At 69.0% G+C, this 17,448-nt stretch carries 17 protein-coding genes and 1 pseudogene; 7 read left to right on the plus strand and 11 right to left on the minus strand.

The window, feature by feature from the left end:
* The 3 genes and pseudogenes from AVE30378_RS32930 to AVE30378_RS29695 form a co-directional block, all read left to right on the plus strand.
* Positions 1-75 (plus strand): annotated as a pseudogene (locus tag AVE30378_RS32930) (M20/M25/M40 family metallo-hydrolase); the annotation flags it as partial.
* Positions 76-173: 98 nt separating this feature from the next.
* Positions 174-509, plus strand: a complete 336-nt coding sequence (locus AVE30378_RS29690) for a thioredoxin family protein (RefSeq protein ID WP_129246398.1) — start codon at positions 174-176, stop codon at positions 507-509.
* Between the two features lie 56 nt (positions 510-565).
* Complete coding sequence (locus tag AVE30378_RS29695; RefSeq protein ID WP_244235178.1) at positions 566-1,450, plus strand: DMT family transporter; 885 nt, start codon at positions 566-568, stop codon at positions 1,448-1,450.
* Here the strand turns inward: AVE30378_RS29695 and AVE30378_RS29700 are convergent, their stop codons facing one another.
* Together AVE30378_RS29700 and AVE30378_RS29705 are read right to left on the minus strand one after the other, a co-directional pair.
* Entirely contained in the window at positions 1,451-2,347 is an 897-nt protein-coding gene (locus AVE30378_RS29700) for a DMT family transporter (RefSeq protein ID WP_129246402.1), read from the minus strand. It abuts the gene before it with no gap.
* Entirely contained in the window at positions 2,338-3,066 is a 729-nt protein-coding gene (locus AVE30378_RS29705) for a GNAT family N-acetyltransferase (protein WP_129246404.1), read from the minus strand. The genes AVE30378_RS29700 and AVE30378_RS29705 overlap by 10 nt, the downstream gene beginning before the upstream one ends.
* 124 nt (positions 3,067-3,190) lie before the next feature.
* On the opposite strand from AVE30378_RS29705, the gene pdxR reads away from it, so the two are divergent.
* Positions 3,191-4,666 carry a MocR-like pyridoxine biosynthesis transcription factor PdxR gene (gene pdxR, locus AVE30378_RS29710; RefSeq protein WP_129246455.1) on the plus strand — a complete coding sequence of 492 codons (1,476 nt, stop codon included), beginning with the start codon at positions 3,191-3,193 and terminating at the stop codon, positions 4,664-4,666.
* Here pdxR and AVE30378_RS29715 read toward each other — a convergent pair.
* From AVE30378_RS29715 to AVE30378_RS29735, 5 genes are read right to left on the minus strand one after another with little or no spacing between them, the layout of a single operon-like run.
* Complete coding sequence (locus tag AVE30378_RS29715) at positions 4,641-5,132, minus strand: MaoC family dehydratase (RefSeq protein WP_129246406.1); 492 nt, start codon at positions 5,130-5,132, stop codon at positions 4,641-4,643. The two genes, pdxR and AVE30378_RS29715, sit on opposite strands and share 26 nt — an antisense overlap.
* A 5-nt stretch (positions 5,133-5,137) precedes the next feature.
* Positions 5,138-6,325: an acetyl-CoA C-acyltransferase family protein gene (locus AVE30378_RS29720; RefSeq protein ID WP_129246408.1), complete on the minus strand. Its 1,188-nt coding sequence runs from the start codon at positions 6,323-6,325 to the stop codon at positions 5,138-5,140.
* Complete coding sequence (locus AVE30378_RS29725; RefSeq protein WP_129246410.1) at positions 6,304-7,206, minus strand: SDR family NAD(P)-dependent oxidoreductase; 903 nt, start codon at positions 7,204-7,206, stop codon at positions 6,304-6,306. The genes AVE30378_RS29720 and AVE30378_RS29725 overlap by 22 nt, the downstream gene beginning before the upstream one ends.
* Before the next feature lie 24 nt (positions 7,207-7,230).
* Positions 7,231-8,487 (minus strand): CaiB/BaiF CoA transferase family protein, encoded by a 1,257-nt coding sequence (locus tag AVE30378_RS29730; protein WP_129246412.1) that lies wholly within the window; start codon positions 8,485-8,487, stop codon positions 7,231-7,233.
* 14 nt (positions 8,488-8,501) lie between these two features.
* Positions 8,502-9,479 carry a tripartite tricarboxylate transporter substrate-binding protein gene (locus AVE30378_RS29735; protein ID WP_129246414.1) on the minus strand — a complete coding sequence of 326 codons (978 nt, stop codon included), beginning with the start codon at positions 9,477-9,479 and terminating at the stop codon, positions 8,502-8,504.
* Between the two features lie 137 nt (positions 9,480-9,616).
* On the opposite strand from AVE30378_RS29735, the gene AVE30378_RS29740 reads away from it, so the two are divergent.
* On the plus strand, positions 9,617-10,534 hold the full coding sequence (locus tag AVE30378_RS29740; protein ID WP_279636215.1) for a LysR family transcriptional regulator: 918 nt from the start codon (positions 9,617-9,619) through the stop codon (positions 10,532-10,534).
* Here AVE30378_RS29740 and AVE30378_RS29745 read toward each other — a convergent pair.
* Both AVE30378_RS29745 and AVE30378_RS29750 read right to left on the minus strand, forming a co-directional pair.
* Complete coding sequence (locus tag AVE30378_RS29745; protein WP_129246418.1) at positions 10,527-10,823, minus strand: hypothetical protein; 297 nt, start codon at positions 10,821-10,823, stop codon at positions 10,527-10,529. The genes AVE30378_RS29740 and AVE30378_RS29745 overlap by 8 nt on opposite strands.
* The gene (locus tag AVE30378_RS29750; protein ID WP_129246456.1) at positions 10,823-11,455 is read right to left on the minus strand and encodes a LysE family translocator; all 633 of its coding nucleotides are present in this window, start codon (positions 11,453-11,455) and stop codon (positions 10,823-10,825) included. The genes AVE30378_RS29745 and AVE30378_RS29750 overlap by 1 nt, the downstream gene beginning before the upstream one ends.
* 149 nt (positions 11,456-11,604) lie before the next feature.
* Here AVE30378_RS29750 and AVE30378_RS29755 point away from each other — a divergent pair, with 149 nt between their 5' ends.
* Positions 11,605-12,426 carry a DUF72 domain-containing protein gene (locus tag AVE30378_RS29755; RefSeq protein WP_129246420.1) on the plus strand — a complete coding sequence of 274 codons (822 nt, stop codon included), beginning with the start codon at positions 11,605-11,607 and terminating at the stop codon, positions 12,424-12,426.
* Position 12,427: 1 nt separating this feature from the next.
* Here AVE30378_RS29755 and gorA read toward each other — a convergent pair whose 3' ends face one another.
* Positions 12,428-13,786 (minus strand): glutathione-disulfide reductase, encoded by a 1,359-nt coding sequence (gene gorA, locus AVE30378_RS29760; protein WP_129246422.1) that lies wholly within the window; start codon positions 13,784-13,786, stop codon positions 12,428-12,430.
* 168 nt (positions 13,787-13,954) lie between these two features.
* On the opposite strand from gorA, the gene AVE30378_RS29765 reads away from it, so the two are divergent.
* Positions 13,955-14,578 (plus strand): LysE family translocator, encoded by a 624-nt coding sequence (locus AVE30378_RS29765; RefSeq protein WP_129246424.1) that lies wholly within the window; start codon positions 13,955-13,957, stop codon positions 14,576-14,578.
* An 8-nt stretch (positions 14,579-14,586) separates the two neighbouring features.
* Here the strand turns inward: AVE30378_RS29765 and aceE are convergent, their stop codons facing one another.
* Positions 14,587-17,250 (minus strand): pyruvate dehydrogenase (acetyl-transferring), homodimeric type, encoded by a 2,664-nt coding sequence (gene aceE, locus AVE30378_RS29770; RefSeq protein ID WP_129246426.1) that lies wholly within the window; start codon positions 17,248-17,250, stop codon positions 14,587-14,589.
* Positions 17,251-17,448 lie beyond the last annotated feature (198 nt).

Consider the following 17,448-nt stretch of genomic DNA (forward strand, 5'->3'; position numbering starts at 1 on the left):
GCGCAGTTGCTGGACGGCACCCGCGTGCTGTACCAGACGGTGCTGGAGCTGGACCGGGCGCTGCGCGGCGCCTGAACGCCCGCGGCATCCCTGCCCGGTCCGCGGGAATCTCCGCGCCGCGGGCGCCGCGCTGCCATAATGGGCGCCTCTTCCGCCCATCCCGCCCTCCTCCCATGGAACAGATAGAACTCAACGACAGCACCGCCGACCGCTTCCTGCTGGACGCGCCCGGCCTATCGCTGCTGGTCTTCCACAGCCGCACCTGCGGCAACTGCCGCGTCGCGCGCGAGCAGTTGCCGGGTCTGGAACTGCCCGTGGAACGCGTGTGCTGGGTGGACGCGGGCGACAACGGCGGCCTGGTCGAACGCTACGAGGTCTTCCACCTGCCCGCCATGTTCGTGACCCGCGACGGCGCCTTCTTCGGCCCCGTCCAATCGACTTTGGCGGAATGGGACCTGCGCCAGCAGATCGGGCTGGCCCTGGACAGCTACCCGGCCGAACTGCCGTGAGCGCGCCCGCCCCCAGACCCCTGCGCCAGCCGCTGGACGCGCTGGCCACCGGCGGCATGCTGCTCCTGTGCGTCTGTTGGGGCTTCCAGCAGATCGCGATCAAGCTCGTGGCCAGCGACGTCTCTCCCATCATGCAGATCGGCCTGCGCTCGGCCTTCGCCGCGCTGGTGCTGGCCGCGGTCGTGTGGCGCCGCGAAGGCGCGCGCGCCTTCAGCGACGGCACCGCCGTGCCGGGCCTGATCGTGGGCCTGCTGTTCGCCGGCGAATTCCTGTTCGTGGCGCTGGGGCTGGTCTACACCACCGCCTCGCACATGTCGGTGTTCCTGTACACCGCGCCCATCTTCGCGGCGCTCGGACTGCACTGGCTGCTGCCCGAAGAGCGCATGAAGCCGCTGCAATGGATCGGCGTGGCGATCGCGTTCTGCGGCATCGCCGTGGCCTTCCTGGGCAAGGGCCAGCCCGAGGGGCACTCCGGCGCGTCCAATATGCTGCTGGGCGATGCGATGGGCCTGATCGCGGGCCTGCTGTGGGGCGCCACCACCGTGGCGATCCGCAAGACCTCGCTGTCCGAGGCCGCGCCCGCCAAGACGCTGCTCTACCAGATGGCGGTGGCGGCGGCCGGGCTGCTGGCGTACGCCGCGGCCACCGGCAATGCCGGCTTCCGCTACACGCAGGCGTCCGTGCTGAGCGTCGCGTTCCAGTGCGTGGTGGTGGCCCTGTCCAGCTACCTGGCGTGGTTCTGGCTGCTGCGCCGCTACCTGGCTTCGCGCCTGTCCATCCTGTCGTTCATGACGCCGCTGTTCGGCGTGAGCTTCGGCGTGCTCATCCTGGACGAGCCGCTGGACGCCGCCTTCGTGCTGGGCGCGGTGCTGGTGCTGGCCGGCATCACGCTCGTGAGCGGCGCCGAACTGCTGCGCGAAAAGCTCCGGCGCGCCCGCTGATCAGGCCGGGCGCCGCCCCGGCGCCGCGTCCAGGTTCAGCACGATCAGGGCCGCTCCCGCCAGCACCAGGCCGAAGCCCCACCAGTCCAGCGCGGCGGGCCGGTCGCCCACCAGCGCCATCGCGCCCAGGACCCCGACCACCGGCACCATCAGCGTGGTCAGGGTGGCCACCGTGGCGCTGACCCGTTCGCTCAGGACGAACCACAGCCAGTACGCGACCGCCGTGCCCAGGACGATGTGGAACGACAGCGCCGCCACGACGCGCCCGCTCCAGCCCTGCATGGGGAACGACTCTCCGGACACCAGCGCGCCCGCCAGGGCGCAGGCCGCCCCCACGACCAGTTGCCACGCGGTGATCACGATGCGGTGGCCGGCCACGGGCCAGCCTTTCAGGTAGACGGTGCCCGCCGCCCAGCCGAACGCCGCGACCAGGGGAAAGAGCAGGCCCTTGGCGGCCGCCAGGTCATGCTCGCCGAAAACGGCGCGCAGCACCGGCCAGGCCAGGATGGCCACCCCGGCCGCGCCCAGCGCGAGCGCCAGCGCGCGGCGCCGGTCCAGGCGTTCGCCCAGGACCGCCCACGCCAGCACGGCCGACATCATCGGCATGGTGAAGGTCAGCACGGCGGCGCGCGAGGTGCTGGTGCTGAGCTGCGCCCAGGCCACGGCCAGGTTGAAGACGGCCACCGCCAGGAAGCCGCCCACCACGATGCCCGGCCACGACGCGCGCGGCGGCAGCAGGTCCAGCCGCTTGGCGCGGGCCAGCAGCAACAGCAGCAGCGCGCCGCTGCCCAGGCCCAGCACGCGCAGGGTGAACGGCGGGACGATGGCCAGGATGATCTTCACCGCCGGCCAGTTCAGGCCCCAGAACAGGGCCAGCGCGACGGGGATCAGGCGCACGCGGCCTTTTCCCTGGCGATCAGTTCGGCGAGCCCCTGGCGCTGCCGGCCGTCGGCGTCGAAATTGTCCGCGGCGAGCCACTGTTCGTAGGCCGCGCGCAAGGCCGGCCATTCGCCGTCCACGATGGAGAACCAGGCCGTGTCGCGGCTGCGGCCCTTGTAGACCGTGGCCTGGCGGAAGATGCCTTCGAACTCGAACCCCAGGCGGGCGGCGGCCTTGCGGGACGGCGCGTTCAGGCTGTCGCACTTCCATTCGTAGCGGCGGTAGCCGAGTTCGTCGAAGACCCGGCGCATGAGCAGGAACTGCGCCTCGGTGGCGATGCGCGTGCGCTTGAGCTGGCGGGAGAACGACACGAAACCGACCTCGATCGCGCCGTTGGGCGGATCGATGCGCATCAGCGCCAGGGTGCCGATGGCGCGGCCCGACTGGAGATCGACGATGGCGTGGTGCATCGGATCGCCGCCGGCCTGCGCCTTTTCCGCGAAGGCGCGATAGGCGGCTTCGTCGGCGAACGGGCCGGCCGACATATAGGTCCAGTCGCTGTCGTCCGGCGCCTGGCTGAACGCCCGGTAGAGGTCCGCCGCGTGGCGTTCGGCCGACAGCGGTTCCAGCCGGCAATAGCGGCCGGACACCGGCGTCGAGGGCGGGCGCGGGCGCGCGGTCCAGCCCGGCAGGTCCGGGCCGATGGGTTGCTGAAAGGCATTGACGCGGGGTTGCATGCTGCGGGGCCTCTTCGTGGTTGGCGCGCCGCCGGCATTGGCGGACGCAATCTGCATGGCCTCACGATATCGGAATCGTGGCATCATAAAAAGCACCACGATCCCGGATTTTAATAGGGCCATGATGAACACCGCCGCCCTGCTCGCCAGCCCGCTCACCCGCGGCCCAGGCGCCCTGCCGCGCCAGCGCCAATTGATCCAGCGCCTCAAGCAGGCCATCCTGGCCGGGCAGTTGCCGGCCGGCGGCAAACTGCCCTCGTCGCGCGCCCTGGCCGAAGAACTGGAGATCTCCCGCAACACGGTGCTGATCGCCTACGAACAGCTCACGGCCGAAGGCTTCGTGATCGCCGACCGCCAGGGCACGCGGGTCGCGCCCCTGTCAGCCGCAGCCGGCGCCGCCAAGCATGCCGCGCCGCCCCCCGCCAGGGTTCCGGCCACGGCCAGGCGGCTCGCGCGCATCGTCGCCACGCGCTACGCGCACGACGGCACCCTGCCCATGACGCCCGGCACGCCGGCGCTGACGCAATTCCCGATCAACGCCTGGCGCCGCGCGCAGGACCGCGCGCTGCAGGCCGCGCCCGCCACCGCCCTGGGCTATGGCCATCCCGTGGGCGAGCCCGCCTTGCGCGAAGCCATCGCCCAGTACCTGCGGGTGTCGCGCGGCGTGCGCTGCGACGCGTCGCGCATCGTCATCACCGAGGGCGCGCAGGGCGCGCTGTCGCTCTGCGTGCAACTGCTGACCAACCCCGGCGACACCGCCTGGCTGGAAGAGCCGGGCTACCGGGGCGCGAAATCCGCTTTCCACGGCGGCGACCTGGACGTGGTGGCCCTGCGAGTCGACGCGGACGGCATCGCCATCCCCGAAAGCGCCTGGCGGGACTGCCCGCCCCGGCTCATCCAGACCACGCCGTCGCACCAGTACCCCACCGGCGCGGTCCTGTCGCTGACGCGCCGGCTGGACCTGATCGAACGGGCCCGGCAGGCGGGCGCCTGGATCATCGAGGACGACTACGACAGCGAATTCCGCCACCAGGGCGAGCCCATCGCGGCCATGCAGGGCCTGGTGGCCGACGCGCCCGTGCTGTACGTCGGCACCTTCAGCAAGACCATGTTCCCCGCCCTGCGCCTGGGCTTCCTGGTGCTGCCCGAGGCCATCGCGGCGCAGGCCATGCCTTCCGTCGTCGAGATGCTGCGCGGCGGCCACCGGCTGGAACAACTGACGATGGCGGCCTTCATCGAAAACGGCCAGTTCTCGCGCCACCTCGGGCGCATGCGCCGCCTGTACCGCGAACGGCAGGCCGCCCTGCGCGACGCGCTGGCCGCCCACCTGGGCATCGAGCATGAAGTGCTGGGCGGGCACAGCGGGCTGCATCTCACGGTGCGGCTGCCGCCGGCGTTTCCGGACCGGGAGATCGTGCAGCAGGCGCGCAGGATGGGCATGAACCCGGGCGCCCTGTCTTCGTTCGCCGTATCGCCCCGGCCGGAGGACAACGGCCTGGTGATCGGCTACGGCAATACGGGGGCCGACCGGTTCCCGGCGCTGGTGCGAAGGCTCCGGGAAGTGGCATTGGGGCTTAGGCGCCCCCGTAGCGCGCCATGATCAGCCAATCGGCGTGCACCGACGGCCGCGGCGCGCCCTCGGCCTCGATCGCGACCTTCCAGGTGCAGCGGGCTTCGCCAGGGCCGGTCTCTATCGCCTGGGCCAATGAGAATTTGGCGAATACACGAGAACCGGACCGGACGGGCGCCGTGAAGCGGACCTTGTCGAACCCGTAGTTCAGCAGCATGGACGCGCCCGGGAAGGCGATGCAGCTCGCCTGCCAGTGCGTCAGCAGCGACAGCACGAGAAAGCCATGCGCGATGGTGTCTCCGTAAGGAGACTCCGCCGCCGCGCGCTCCCGGTCGACGTGGATCCACTGGCTGTCGCGCGTGACCAGCGCGAATCGATCGATCATGTCCTGGTCGACCAGGAGCGCCTCGGAAACGATGGGAGGCCGCCCCACGAAATCGATGAGCGACTGAAGGCAGCCGAACTGCCGGGAGGATGGGGTGGGTTCGCAGGTCATGGGCTTCAGACGCGTTCGAAAATGGCGGCAATGCCCTGGCCGCCGCCAATGCACATGGTGACCAGCGCATACCGGCCGCCGATGCGGTCGAGTTCGTGCAGGGCCTTGACGGCGATGATGGCGCCGGTCGCGCCCACCGGATGCCCCAATGCGATCCCCGAACCGTTCGGGTTGACCTTGGCCGGGTCCAGTCCAAGTTCGCGCGCAACGGCGCAAGCCTGCGCCGCGAACGCCTCGTTGGACTCGATCACATCCATATCGCTGGCCGAAAGGCCGGCCTTTTCCAGGACGGCACGCGTGGCGGGGACCGGGCCGATGCCCATGTACCGCGGATCCACGCCCGCGTGGGCATAGGCAAGCAGCCGCGCCAGCGGCCGGACGCCGCATGCTTGCGCGCGGCCGCGCTCCATCAGCACGAGCGCGGCCGCGCCGTCGTTGATTCCCGAAGAATTGCCCGCGGTGACCGTGCCGCCTTCGGACGCGAACACAGGCTTCAGGCCGGCGAGGTCGGGCAGGCCGATGTCGGCGCGGACATGCTCATCGCGGTTGAACGCCATGCCGCCCTTGCGGCCGGGCACGGTCATGGAAACGAGTTGCGAATCGAAGCGGCCCTCGGCGATCGCCCGCGCGGCGCGGCGGTGGCTTTCCAGCGCAAGCGCATCCTGCGCCTCGCGCGTAATGCCGTACCGCTTCGCGACGTTTTCCGCCGTGACGCCCATATGAATGCGATCGAACGGGTCATGCAGCGCGCCGAGCAGCGTGTCCACCATGGGCGCATCGCCCATGCGCGCGCCGAAGCGCAGCGCGTAACTGGCATAGGGCGCGCGCGACATGCTTTCGGCGCCCCCGGCCACCGCCGTCGTGCAGTCGCCGAGCAGGATGGACTGCGCCGCGGATACGACCGCCTGCAGGCCCGAGCCGCACAAGCGGTTCACGTTGAAGGCCGGCGTGCTCTCGCCGCAGCCGGCCTCGATGACGGCGACGCGCGACAGATACAGGTCGCGCGGCTCGGTATTGATGACCTGGCCGAAACAAGCGTGTTCCACCTGCGCGGGATCGATACCCGCGCGCGCGATGGCGGCCTTGGCGACCTCCGCCGCAAGCGCGGTCGGCGGCAAGTCTTTCAGGCCTTTGCCAAAACTGCCGATGGGCGTGCGGACGCCGGAAAGGACTACAACTTCTCTACTTGGCATGCCTGGACCTTGGCAATCTCGTGGCGCAATTGATCGAAGCCAGTGGCGGGAACGGTTTCCTCTTCGCGGTCGGCGACTTCATCCAGACGGCCGATCAGGACGTTGGCCGACAAATCGGCGCCGTCCAGGCATATACCGCGGGTCATGGTGATGTGCGCCTGCTCGAAGCTTCCCGCGCCCGCCATCAAGATGGTCCGGTTCGGCGCGTTTTCCGCCACCAGCGCGACCAGCGCGGGGCTGACGGAGGAAGGCGTAAGCAGGGCGAGCGCGCGTTCGTCGAGCAACCCTTCGGTCATGGCCGTGGCAGCCGTGGGGGCAAGGCAGTTTACGTGCACGCCATGGCGCTCCCCTTCCAGGGCCAAGGTCTGCATCAGGCCCACCAGCGCCATCTTCGCCGCGCCGTAGTTGGCCTGGCCGAAGTTGCCATACAGGCCGGACGACGAGGTTGTCATCACGATGCGGCCATAGTTCTGGGCCCGCATGGCGTTCCACACCGCCTGCGTGCAATGCATGGCGCCCATCAGGTGGACTTCCACGACAAGCCGGAAATCCTCCAGGCTCATTTTGGCGAAGGTCTTGTCGCGCAGGATGCCTGCGTTGTTCACCAGAATATCGACACGCCCCCATCTTCCGGCAGCCGCCGCCACCATGGCCTGGACCTGCTGTGGATCCGTCACGTCGGCGCCGTGCGCCAGGGCGTCCCCGCCCGCCGCGCGTATGGCGTCCACGACGGCCTGCGCCCCCGAGTCCGGCCGGCCGGCGTCCATGTCGTTGACCAGCACCTTGGCGCCGTGGCGCGCGAGTTCCAGCGCATGCGCCCGGCCCAGGCCGCGCCCGGCTCCGGTCACGATGGCAATGCGCCCTTGCAGAAGTTGTGTCATAGGTTCTCCGGGTTATCGGGATTTTCAGGATAGGGAAGGAGCGGCCGCCCGGGTTTTCGTTCGGAGGATCCCGGCGCGCTCAAGCTCGGCAATGGCCTGTTCATCCATGCCCGCGCGCGCCAGCACGGCATGCCCGCCCTCGCCCACCGCCGGAGCGCCCGCCGGGGTGGGCCCGCCGTCCTGGGCGAAGGCAAAGCCGAGCCCGTGGGTCCGCAGTTCGCGCCCGTCCTGGTGGAAACGGTGGTCGGGCAGGTTCACGCAGCCGGTGGCGTCCGCCTCGTCGAGGAATTCTTCGAGCTTTCTTACCTTGGCCGCGGGCACCCCGGCCTGGCTGAGCAATTCCTCCAGTTGCGCCGCGCTGCGGGTCGAGAACGCCTCCCGCAACTGTCCGACGACATACTCACGGTCATTGGGCACCACGAATCCATTGGGAAGGTTGAACGCTTCCAGGTCCAATGCCCGGGCGTCGCCGCACAGCGACTCGGCCCCGATGGCGGCCGTCAGTTTGCGGAATTGTTCCGGCGTATTGGCCGCGACCGCCAGCCAGCCGTCCGCGCACCGGTACGTGTCGGCCGCGGGACTGCCCGTATAGCCGCGATTGCCGACCCGGCGCGTCGGCGTGCCGTCGTTCAGGTAAGCGCAGGTGTTGGTATACATGAGCATCAGCGAGGCCTGGACCATGGAGGCGTCGATGTACTGGCCGACTCCCTCGCGAAGCCTGCGGTGCAGCGCCGAAACGATGGACAGCGCCCCCAGCATGCCCACCGCCACGTCGATCACCGGAAAGCCCACCTTGAGCGGAGGCGCGTCATCGCCTTCGCCGGACATCATCATCATCCCGGTCATGGCCTGGACCACGTGATCGTAGGCGCCGCGCTGCGACCAATCCCCTTGCTGGCCGAAACCCGAAATGGAGCAGTACACGATGTCCGGCTTGATCGCCTTGATCGACGCATAGTCGAGTCCGTGCCGGGCGACCACGCCCGGCCGGAAGTTCTCGATGAACACGTCGGCCGAGGCTGCAAGAGCGCGCAGCAGATCGGCGCCTTGCCGGGTCCTGATGTCCAGCGCCAGCGACTGCTTGCCGGCGTTGAGGGCTGCGAATCCCGTGGGCGTGTCCGTGTCGGCCCCGTTCTTCATCGAACGCAGCACTTCGCCCGCCAGGGGCGGCTCCACCTTGATGACTTCGGCGCCGAGTTGCGCGAGATAAAAGGAGGCGAGAGGGCCGGCGATGACGTGCGACAAATCCAGCACGCGTATGCCGTCGAGTGGCTTGGCCATGGGTATCCTGCTGGTCAGCCGGCGGTGATGCCGGTAAGTTTGATGATCTCAGTCCATTTGCGAGCCTCGCTGCGCACGAATGCGGCGGCGGACGCCGGGCTGTCGCTTTGGATCACCCGGACGCCGGCGGCCTCGAAGCCGCGCCTGACGGCCGCGTCCTTGAGCGCCGCGGTCGCCGCGCGATAGAGCTTGTCGACCACCTCGGCGCCAGGCGTGGCGGGCAGCCAGAGACCGAACCAGAACTCCTGGACGGCCAGGTCGCTGTTCAGCATGCCGCGCAGCGGCGGAACATCGGGGAGTTCGGCCAAGGGATCGCGGCTGGTCACGGCCAGGGCGCGCAATCGGCCGCCCTGCACCTGCGGGATGGCGGTTCCCGCAATGGCGAAGGCGAAATCCGTGTCTCCGCGCAGCAGCGAGGCCGGTATCTCCACCGAGCCCTTGAACGGAACGTGGGTCGCTTCGACCCCCGCCAGCGTCGTAAAAGTGGCGCCGCCAAGGTGCGCCGCCGAGCCGATCCCGCCCGAGGCGTAATTCATCTTCCCCGGATGCGCCCGCAGGGCGGCAATGAGATCCTGCGCACTGCGGTAAGGCGAGTTGGCCGAGACGACCAGCACGCTGGGCGACGTGCCGATGACGGTGACCGGAACAAAATCCTTCTCCGGATTGAACATCAGGCTCGGTTGCAGCGCTTTCTGGATCAGGTGCGAGTTGGAGCCCAGCAGCACGGTGTAGCCATCGGCGGCGGCCTGGGCAGCATACTGCGCGGCCAGCACGCCGCCCGCCCCCACCTTGTTCTCCACCACGATCGGCTGCCCCATCGTCGCGCCGAGCGCGGGGCCGAACTGCCGCACCATGATGTCGGGGCCGCCGCCGGCGGCGTAGGGAACGACGATGCGCACGGCTCGCGAAGGATAGGCCTGCGCGGCGTTGACGATCGAATGGAACATCATGCCGGCGCCGAAGGCGCCCAGGCAGAAAGTGCGGCGTTGCATGCTGTCTCCTTGTAATGCCCGCAGAATAAGTGATCGCAGTGAATAGAAAAATTGATATATTTTGATATAGCGATAACTTAAAGTTCTATGGCCTTCAAAGGAGCGGAGCGATCGAACCCGACCATCTGGTAGCGAAGCTGCGCTTTCGCCACCTGCGCATGCTGCAAGTCGTGCAGGCCACGGGCAGCCTGCGGGCCGCAAGCCAGGCGCTCAACCTCACGCAGCCGGCCCTGAGCAAGGCGCTGACGGAAATCGAGAGTGCATTCGGCTTCGTCTTGTTCCTGCGCACGGCGCGCGGTCTGACGCCCACCGCCCAGGGCGAGGCGGTGTTGCGCGGCGCCACCTTGCTATTGGAAGAACTCGGCCACCTGCGCGCCGATGCCCTGACCGCGAACCGCTTTGCGGCCAAGATCCGGATCGGCGCGCCCCCTTTTGTCGCCCAGATGTATTTGGGCGGCGTGGTCAAGAAGCTGGTGAACCATGCCACGCCGATGCGCGTGCAACTGATGGAGGAGCGGGTTCCCGCCTTGATCCGCGCGCTCCAGCAGGGCGAAATCGACGCGCTGATTTCCACCTTCCCTTTGCAGAGGTTGGAATCCGGCGCGGGCGCGTTTCAGTACATCAAGCTGTTTGAAACACAGTTCGCGGTCATCGCATGCGCAAAACACCCGCTGGTGCGCGCGCGGCACGTGGACTGGGCCCGCCTGGCGCGGGAACGATGGGTCATGCCGGCCGAAGGGTCGATGGGCCGCAAGCTTATCGAAGACTGTTTCACGCACGCGGGGCTGCCCGCCCCCCTGCCCGTGGTCGAATCGACCAGCCCGACGACCAGCGTCCAGTTCGTTGCCGCGGACCTGGGTATCGGCATTGTCCCGGACATCGCGCTGATCCGCCGCAGTGTGCCGCCCGGGGATTCGGTCAAGCAGATACGCGTACAGCCCGAACCGCCGTCCAGTGTCGTGGCGCTGATTTTCCGGGAAGGGGCGTCGAACCCCCGCGTCGCCCAGTTGCGGGACGTCCTGGCGGAGGTATTTCGCGTGGCCCCCCTCAATTGATCAGCCCGCCCAGCACCAGGACGGCCAGGAACAGCCAGAAGAGGCATGCCAGGATGGAACGGCGCAGCAGCGCCTTGACAGCGGCCCAGAGCAGCATGAGCCCCAGGGCGAGCAGCACGAGATTGAAGACGGACGGGCTCATGCCCATTGCGCCGGCCAGGCCCGAATAGAAATCGCCCAGCGCGCCGCCGATGCCGCCCAGCAGCCACTTCAGCCCCGCGACGATGCTGCGCAGCGCTTCGCCGAGCATACCGCCCAGCGAGGCGAAGAAGCCCTCGCCGGCCGGCATCAGCGGCGCGAATCCGTCAGCATGCGCACCGCCAGCCCGGCCAGCACGGTGCCCATCAGCCAGCGCTGCACGACCATCCACAGGGGCCGCCCCGCCAGGAAGCCGGCGATGGACCCGGCCATGATGGCGATGAGCGCGTTGACGGAAAGGCTGACCGCGACCTGCGTCATGCCCAGCGCCAGCGATTGCGTGAACACGCTGCCGCGTTCGGGCTGGATGAACTGCGGCAGCAGCGACACGTACATGATGGCGATCTTGGGGTTGAGCAGATTGGTCACGAGCCCCATCGTGAACAGCGCGCGCGGGGTGCTCCGGGGCAGGTCGCGCACCTGGAACGGCGAACGGCCGCCGGGGCGCAGCGCCTGCCACGCCATGTACAGCAGATACAAGGCGCCGCCGATGCGCAGCGCGTCGTACGCATAGGGCACGGCCATAAGCAGGGCCGTGATGCCGAACGCCGCGCAGCAGACATAGAAGACGAAGCCCACCGCCACGCCGCCCAGGGATATCAGCCCGGCCTGGGCGCCCTGCGAAATGGAGCGGGACACCAGGTAGATCATGTTGGGCCCGGGCGTGAGCACCATGCCCAGCGCGACCAGGGCGAAAGTCAGGAGATGGGTGAGGTCGGGCATGATGGGCCGGCGCAGCCGCGGCAAGTGGAATCGTGAATTCACACCTTAGCCCAAAACTGTATCGGAACAGGAAATTTTCCGGCGGGAGTTTACGGCCGAGTGGCGCCGGCGATACAGTGGTTCCGTCCATGTGCAGGGAGGATCCCGACATGCAGCATCCCCAACCGTCCCCGGAAGACGGCGCCGCCATCCGGGTGGGCATCGGGGGGTGGACCTACGCCCCCTGGCGCGGCACCTTCTACCCCAAGAGCCTGCCCCAGGCGCGGGAACTGGAATATGCCAGCCGCCAGCTCACCGCCATCGAAATCAACGGCACGTACTACAGCACCCAGAAGCCGGCCACGTTCGCCAAGTGGCGCGACGAAACGCCGGAAGGGTTCCTGTTTTCCCTGAAGGCGTCGCGCTACGCGACCAACCGCCGGGAACTGGCGGGCGCGAAGGACTCGGTCGACCGGTTCGTGCACGGCGGCATTGCCGAGCTGGGCCCCAAGCTGGGCCCCATCGTCTGGCAGTTCGCCCCCGCCAAGGTCTTCCACCCCGAGGACTTCGAGGCCTTCCTGGAACTGCTGCCGGAACAGGTGGACGGGCTGCCGCTGCGCCACGTGCTGGACGTGCGCCATCCCAGCTTCGCCTGCGAAGAATACCTGCGGCTGGCCCGCCGCCACCGCGCCGCCACCGTATTCACGGACAGCGAGGATTTTCCGTCGATCGCCGACCGCACGGCCGACTTCGTTTATGCGCGGCTGATGCGCGCCAGCGCCGCCTTCAAGGCGGGCTACGCGCCCAAGGCGCTGGACGCCTGGGCCGGGCGCCTGCGCGGCTGGGCGCGCGGGGCCGACCCGGCGGACCTGCCGCGAGTCGGCGCTCCGGCCGCCGCCGCAGCCCGGCCCCGCGACGTCTATGCCTTTTTCATCAACGGCGCCAAGGAACGCGCGCCGGCGGCGGCGCGCGCCCTGATCCAGCGCCTGTAGCCTACTGCGCGACGGGCGTGCGCAGGGTCACGAACTCCTCGGCGGCCGTGGGATGGATGCCGATGGTGTCGTCGAACACCTGCTTGGTGGCGCCCGCCTTCAAGGCGATCGCGATGCCCTGCACGATCTCGCCGGCGTCCGGGCCCACCATGTGCACGCCCAGCACGCGGTCGGTCCGGGCGTCGACGATCAGCTTCATCAACGTCTTTTCCTGCGACTCGGTCAGGGTCAGCTTCATGGGGCGGAAGCGGCTTTCGAAGAGCTTGACCTCGTGGCCGGCTTCGCGCGCCTCTTCCGTCGTCATGCCGACCGTGCCGATGTTCGGCAGGCTGAACACGGCGGTCGGAATCAGCTTGTAGTCCACCTTGCGGTATTCCTCGGGGCGGAACAGGCGGCGCGCGACCGCCATGCCTTCGGCCAGCGCCACCGGCGTCAGCGGCACCCGCCCGATCACGTCGCCGATGGACAGGATGGAGGGTTCGGCCGTGCGGTATTCGTCGTCCACCTCGATGAAACCATCCTTCTTGAGCTTGACCGCCGTGTTCTCCAGGCCCAGGTTGTCCAGCATGGGCCGGCGGCCGGTGGCGTAGAACACGCAATCGGTCTCGATGACCGAACCGTCCTTGAAGGTGGCGGCCAGGGTGCCGTCGGCCCGCTTGTCGATGCGGGCCACGTCCGTGTCGAAGCGCAGGTCTATGCCTTTTTTCACCAGCTCGTCGCGCAGGTGCTCGCGCACGCCCTGGTCGAAGCCGCGCAGGAACAGCGGGCCGCGGTAGGCCTGGGTGGTCTGCGCGCCCATGCCGTTGAAGATCGAGGCGAATTCCACCGCGATATAGCCGCCGCCCACCACCAGCACGCGGCGGGGCAGTTCCTTCAGGAAGAAGGCCTCGTTCGAGGTGATGGCGTGTTCCTTGCCCGGAATGTCGGGCACCTGGGGCCAGCCGCCCGTCGCCACCAGGATATTGGCGGCGCTGTAGGCCTTGCCGTTGATTTCGACCGTGTGCGGGTCCTGGATGCGGGCATGCCCTTCCAGCAGCGTCACGCCGCTGTTGACCAGCAGGTTGCGGTAGATGCCGTTCAGGCGCTCGATTTCGCGGTTCTTGTTGGCGATCAGCGCGGGCCAGTCGAACGTGGGCTGCCCGGCGTTCCAGCCGAAACCGCTCGCCTGTTCGAAGTCCTCGCTGTAGTGGGCGCCGTAGACCAGCAGCTTCTTGGGCACGCAGCCGACGTTGACGCAGGTGCCGCCCAGGTAGCGGCTTTCCGCCACGGCCACGCGCGCGCCGAAGCCCGCCGCGAAGCGCGCCGCGCGCACGCCGCCGGAGCCCGCGCCGATCACAAACAAATCGAAATCAAATGCCATGATGTTTCCTTCGCGGCGCCACGGGGGCCGCGTTCACTGTCCGGGAAAGCTGTATTTAACACTACCCGGCGCGCCCGTCCGGCCGGGCGCCATATCCAGGCGGCCGCGATTGCGATACAGTGGGCCGCTGGCCGGCGCCGCGCCGCCATCCCCCCTGGAGCCAAACCCATGTCGCTTGAAACCTGGCTGGCCTTCCTGGGCGCGTCCGTCCTGCTCGTGATGCTGCCCGGTCCCACGATCCTCACGGTCATCAGCTATTCCCTCACCCACGGCAAGCGCGCCCGGCTGCCGCTGGTGCTTGCCGTGGCGCTGGGCGATTCCACCGCGCTGGCGCTGTCGCTGCTGGGCCTGGGCGCCCTGCTGGCGGCGTCGGCGTTCTGGTTCACCGTCGTCAAGACGGCGGGCGGCCTGTACCTGCTGTACCTGGGCTTCAAGCTGCTGCGCGCCGGCGTCTCGCCCGCTCCGCTGCCCCGGGCCGGCGCGGCGGGGTCGCGCTGGAAGCTGTTCGCCAATACCTATCTGGTGACCGCGCTGAACCCCAAGGGCATCATCTTCTTCGTGGCCTTCCTGCCGCAATTCATCGACCCCGCCGGCGACGTGACGCGCCAGCTCTGGACGCTGTCGGCCACCTTCGTCGCCTGCGCCGGCATCAACGCCACCGCCTATGCGGTGTTCGCCGGATCCGCCCGCCGCCTGCTGGCTTCGCCCCGGGCGCAGCGCGGCTTCAACCTCGGCGGCGGCGCCCTGCTGTCCGCCGCCGGGGTCTGGGCCCTGCTGGCGCGCCGCGCCTAGAACGGCCGCTACGGCAGCGCCGCAGACTCGGCCTCGGGGTCGATGCCGTAGCGGACGATGGCCTCGGCCGCCCGCTCGCGCGGGATCAGTCCGTCGTCCGCCAGCGCCTTCAGCGCCGCCAGCGCGATATGGCGGCGGTCCACTTCGAAGAAGGCGCGCAGGGCCTGCCGCGTGTCCGACCGGCCGAAACCGTCGGTGCCCAGCGCCGTGTAGCGGCGGCCCGCCATGAACGGGCGGATCTGTTCGGCCACCGTCTTCATATAGTCGGTGGCGGCCACCACCGGCCCGGCGCTATCGGCCAGGACGGTTTCCGCATAGCCGCGCCGCCTGTCCTCCAGCGGGTGCAGCCGGCTCCAGCGCTCCGCCTCCTGGCCGTCGCGGCGCAATTCCGAATAGCTGGTCACGCTCCAGACGTCGGCCGCCACGCCGAAATCCCGTTGCAGCAGATCCGCCGCCGCCAGCGTTTCGCCCAGGATGGCTCCGCTGCCCAGCAACTGCACCCGCGCCGCGCCGGCCGCACCCTCGCGCAGGCGGTACATGCCGCGCACGATGCCGGCTTGCGCCCCCTCGGGCATCGGCGGATGCGCCGTCTTTTCATTGATCAGCGTCAGGTAGTAGAAAATGTCCTCTTCCTCCTGGTACATGCGGCGCATGCCGTCCTGCACGATCACGGCGACCTCGTAGGCATAGGCCGGGTCGTAGGCCACGCACGAGGGGATGACGGAGGCCAGCACATGGCTGTGGCCGTCGTCGTGCTGCAGGCCCTCGCCCTCCAGCGTGGTCCGCCCCGACGTCGCGCCCAGCAGGAAGCCGCGCGCCCGGATGTCGCCGGCCGCCCACGCCAGGTCGCCCACGCGCTGGAAGCCGAACATGGAATAGAAGATGTAGAACGGAATCGTGGCCACGCCGTGCGTGCTGTGGGCGGTGGCCGCGGCGATCCAGGACGACATGGCGCCCGACTCGTTGATCCCTTCCTGCAGGATCTGCCCCTCGCGGTCTTCGCGGTAGACGCTGAGCTGGTCGGCGTCCTGCGGCGTGTAGAGCTGGCCCACGTGCGAATAGATGCCCACCTGCCGGAACATGCCGTCCATGCCGAAGGTGCGCGACTCGTCCGGCACGATGGGCACCACCCGCCGGCCGATGTCCGGATCCTTCAGCAGTTGGGCCAGCACCCGCACGAACGCCATGGTGGTCGAGAACTCGCGGCCGCCGCTGCCCTTCAAGTGCGCGGCGAACGCTTCCAGCGGCGGCGTGGCAAGGGGGCCCGGGCCGGGCAGCCGCCTGGGCAGGTGGCCGCCCGCGCGGGCGATCGCGGCGTCGAAGTAGGCCTGCTCGGCGCTGCCCGGCGCCGGCTTGATATAGGGAATGCGCTCCAGTTCCTCGTCGGGCACGGGGATCGAAAAGCGGTCGCGGAACGCGCGCACGGCCGGGTCCGCCATCTTCTTCTGCTGGTGGTTGGTATTGGCCGCCTCGCCCGCCGCCCCCATGCCGTAGCCCTTGACCGTCTTGGCCAGGATCACGGTGGGCCGGCCCTCGTGCGCCACCGCCGCCGCGTAGGCCGCGTAGACCTTGGCGGGATCGTGCCCGCCGCGGTTCAGCGCGCCGATTTCGTCGTCGCTCAGGTGCGCCACGCGCGCCAGCAGCTCCGGATCGGCGCCGAAGAAATGCTCGCGCACGTACGCGCCGCCGCGCGCCTTGAACACCTGGTATTCCCCGTCCACGCACTGCATCATGCGGCGGCGCAGGCGGCCGTCGCGGTCCTGGGCCAGCAGCGCGTCCCAGCCGTCCCCCCAGATCACCTTGATGACGTTCCAGCCGGCGCCCCGGTACACGCTTTCCAGTTCCTGGATGATCTTGGCGTTGCCGCGCACCGGGCCGTCCAGGCGCTGTAGATTGCAGTTCACCACGAAGATCAGGTTGTCCAGCTTTTCACGGCCGGCCATCGCCACCGCCGCCAGCGTCTCGGGCTGGTCCTGTTCGCCGTCGCCCAGGAAGCCCCACACCTTGCGGCCCTGCGCGGGAATCAGCCCGCGGTCTTCGAGATAGCGCATGTAGCGCGCCTGGTAGGCCGCCATCAGCGGGCCCAGCCCCATCGACACTGTGGGGAACTGCCAGAACGACGGCATCGTGCGCGGATGCGGATAGGACGGCAGCCCGCCCCCGCCCGTCTCGCGCCGGAAGCGGTCCAGCTCGGCCTCCGAAACGCGCCCTTCCAGGTAGGCGCGCGCATAGATGCCGGGCGCGGAATGTCCCTGGATGTAGAGCATGTCGCCCAGGAACGCGGGCGTGGCGGCGCGGAAGAAATGCCGGTACCCGGTTTCGTACAGCGTCGTGGCCGAGGCGTAGGTGGCGATATGCCCGCCCACGCCCGAGGTCTTGCCCGCCCGCAGCACCATGGCCATGGCGTTCCAGCGTAGATAGGCGTCCAGCCGCAGTTCGATGCCCACGTCTCCCGGAAAAGCCCCCTGCTCCGGCAATCCGATGGTGTTGACGTAGGGCGTCGCCGTCGGCGCCGCATAGCCGCCGTGGCCGGCGCGGTCCTGGTCGATCAGCCGGTCCAGCAGGTAATGCGCGCGCGGCCGTCCTTCATAGGCCAGCACGGCCTGCATGGCTTCCAGCCATTCCCGGGTTTCCTGCGGGTCGGCGTCGGCGGGGTCGATAGGGGTTTGCATGGCGTCCTCCTTATGGGCGCGAAGACGGCATCCCGCCAGGGACGGCCGCCGTCATTTCGCATCGTGAATTGCAATTGCATTATGTGCAATTGCAATCGTATGGAGGATTGCAGGTAATTGCAAGTGCAACTGTTCCGTGGGGGGTGTCTGACACCCGGGAACGTCGCGTCCATCTGTACCGCCGTCTCGTACGGGTGC

It is taken from the genome of Achromobacter veterisilvae (assembly GCF_900496975.1).
Lineage (GTDB): Bacteria > Pseudomonadota > Gammaproteobacteria > Burkholderiales > Burkholderiaceae_B > Achromobacter > Achromobacter veterisilvae.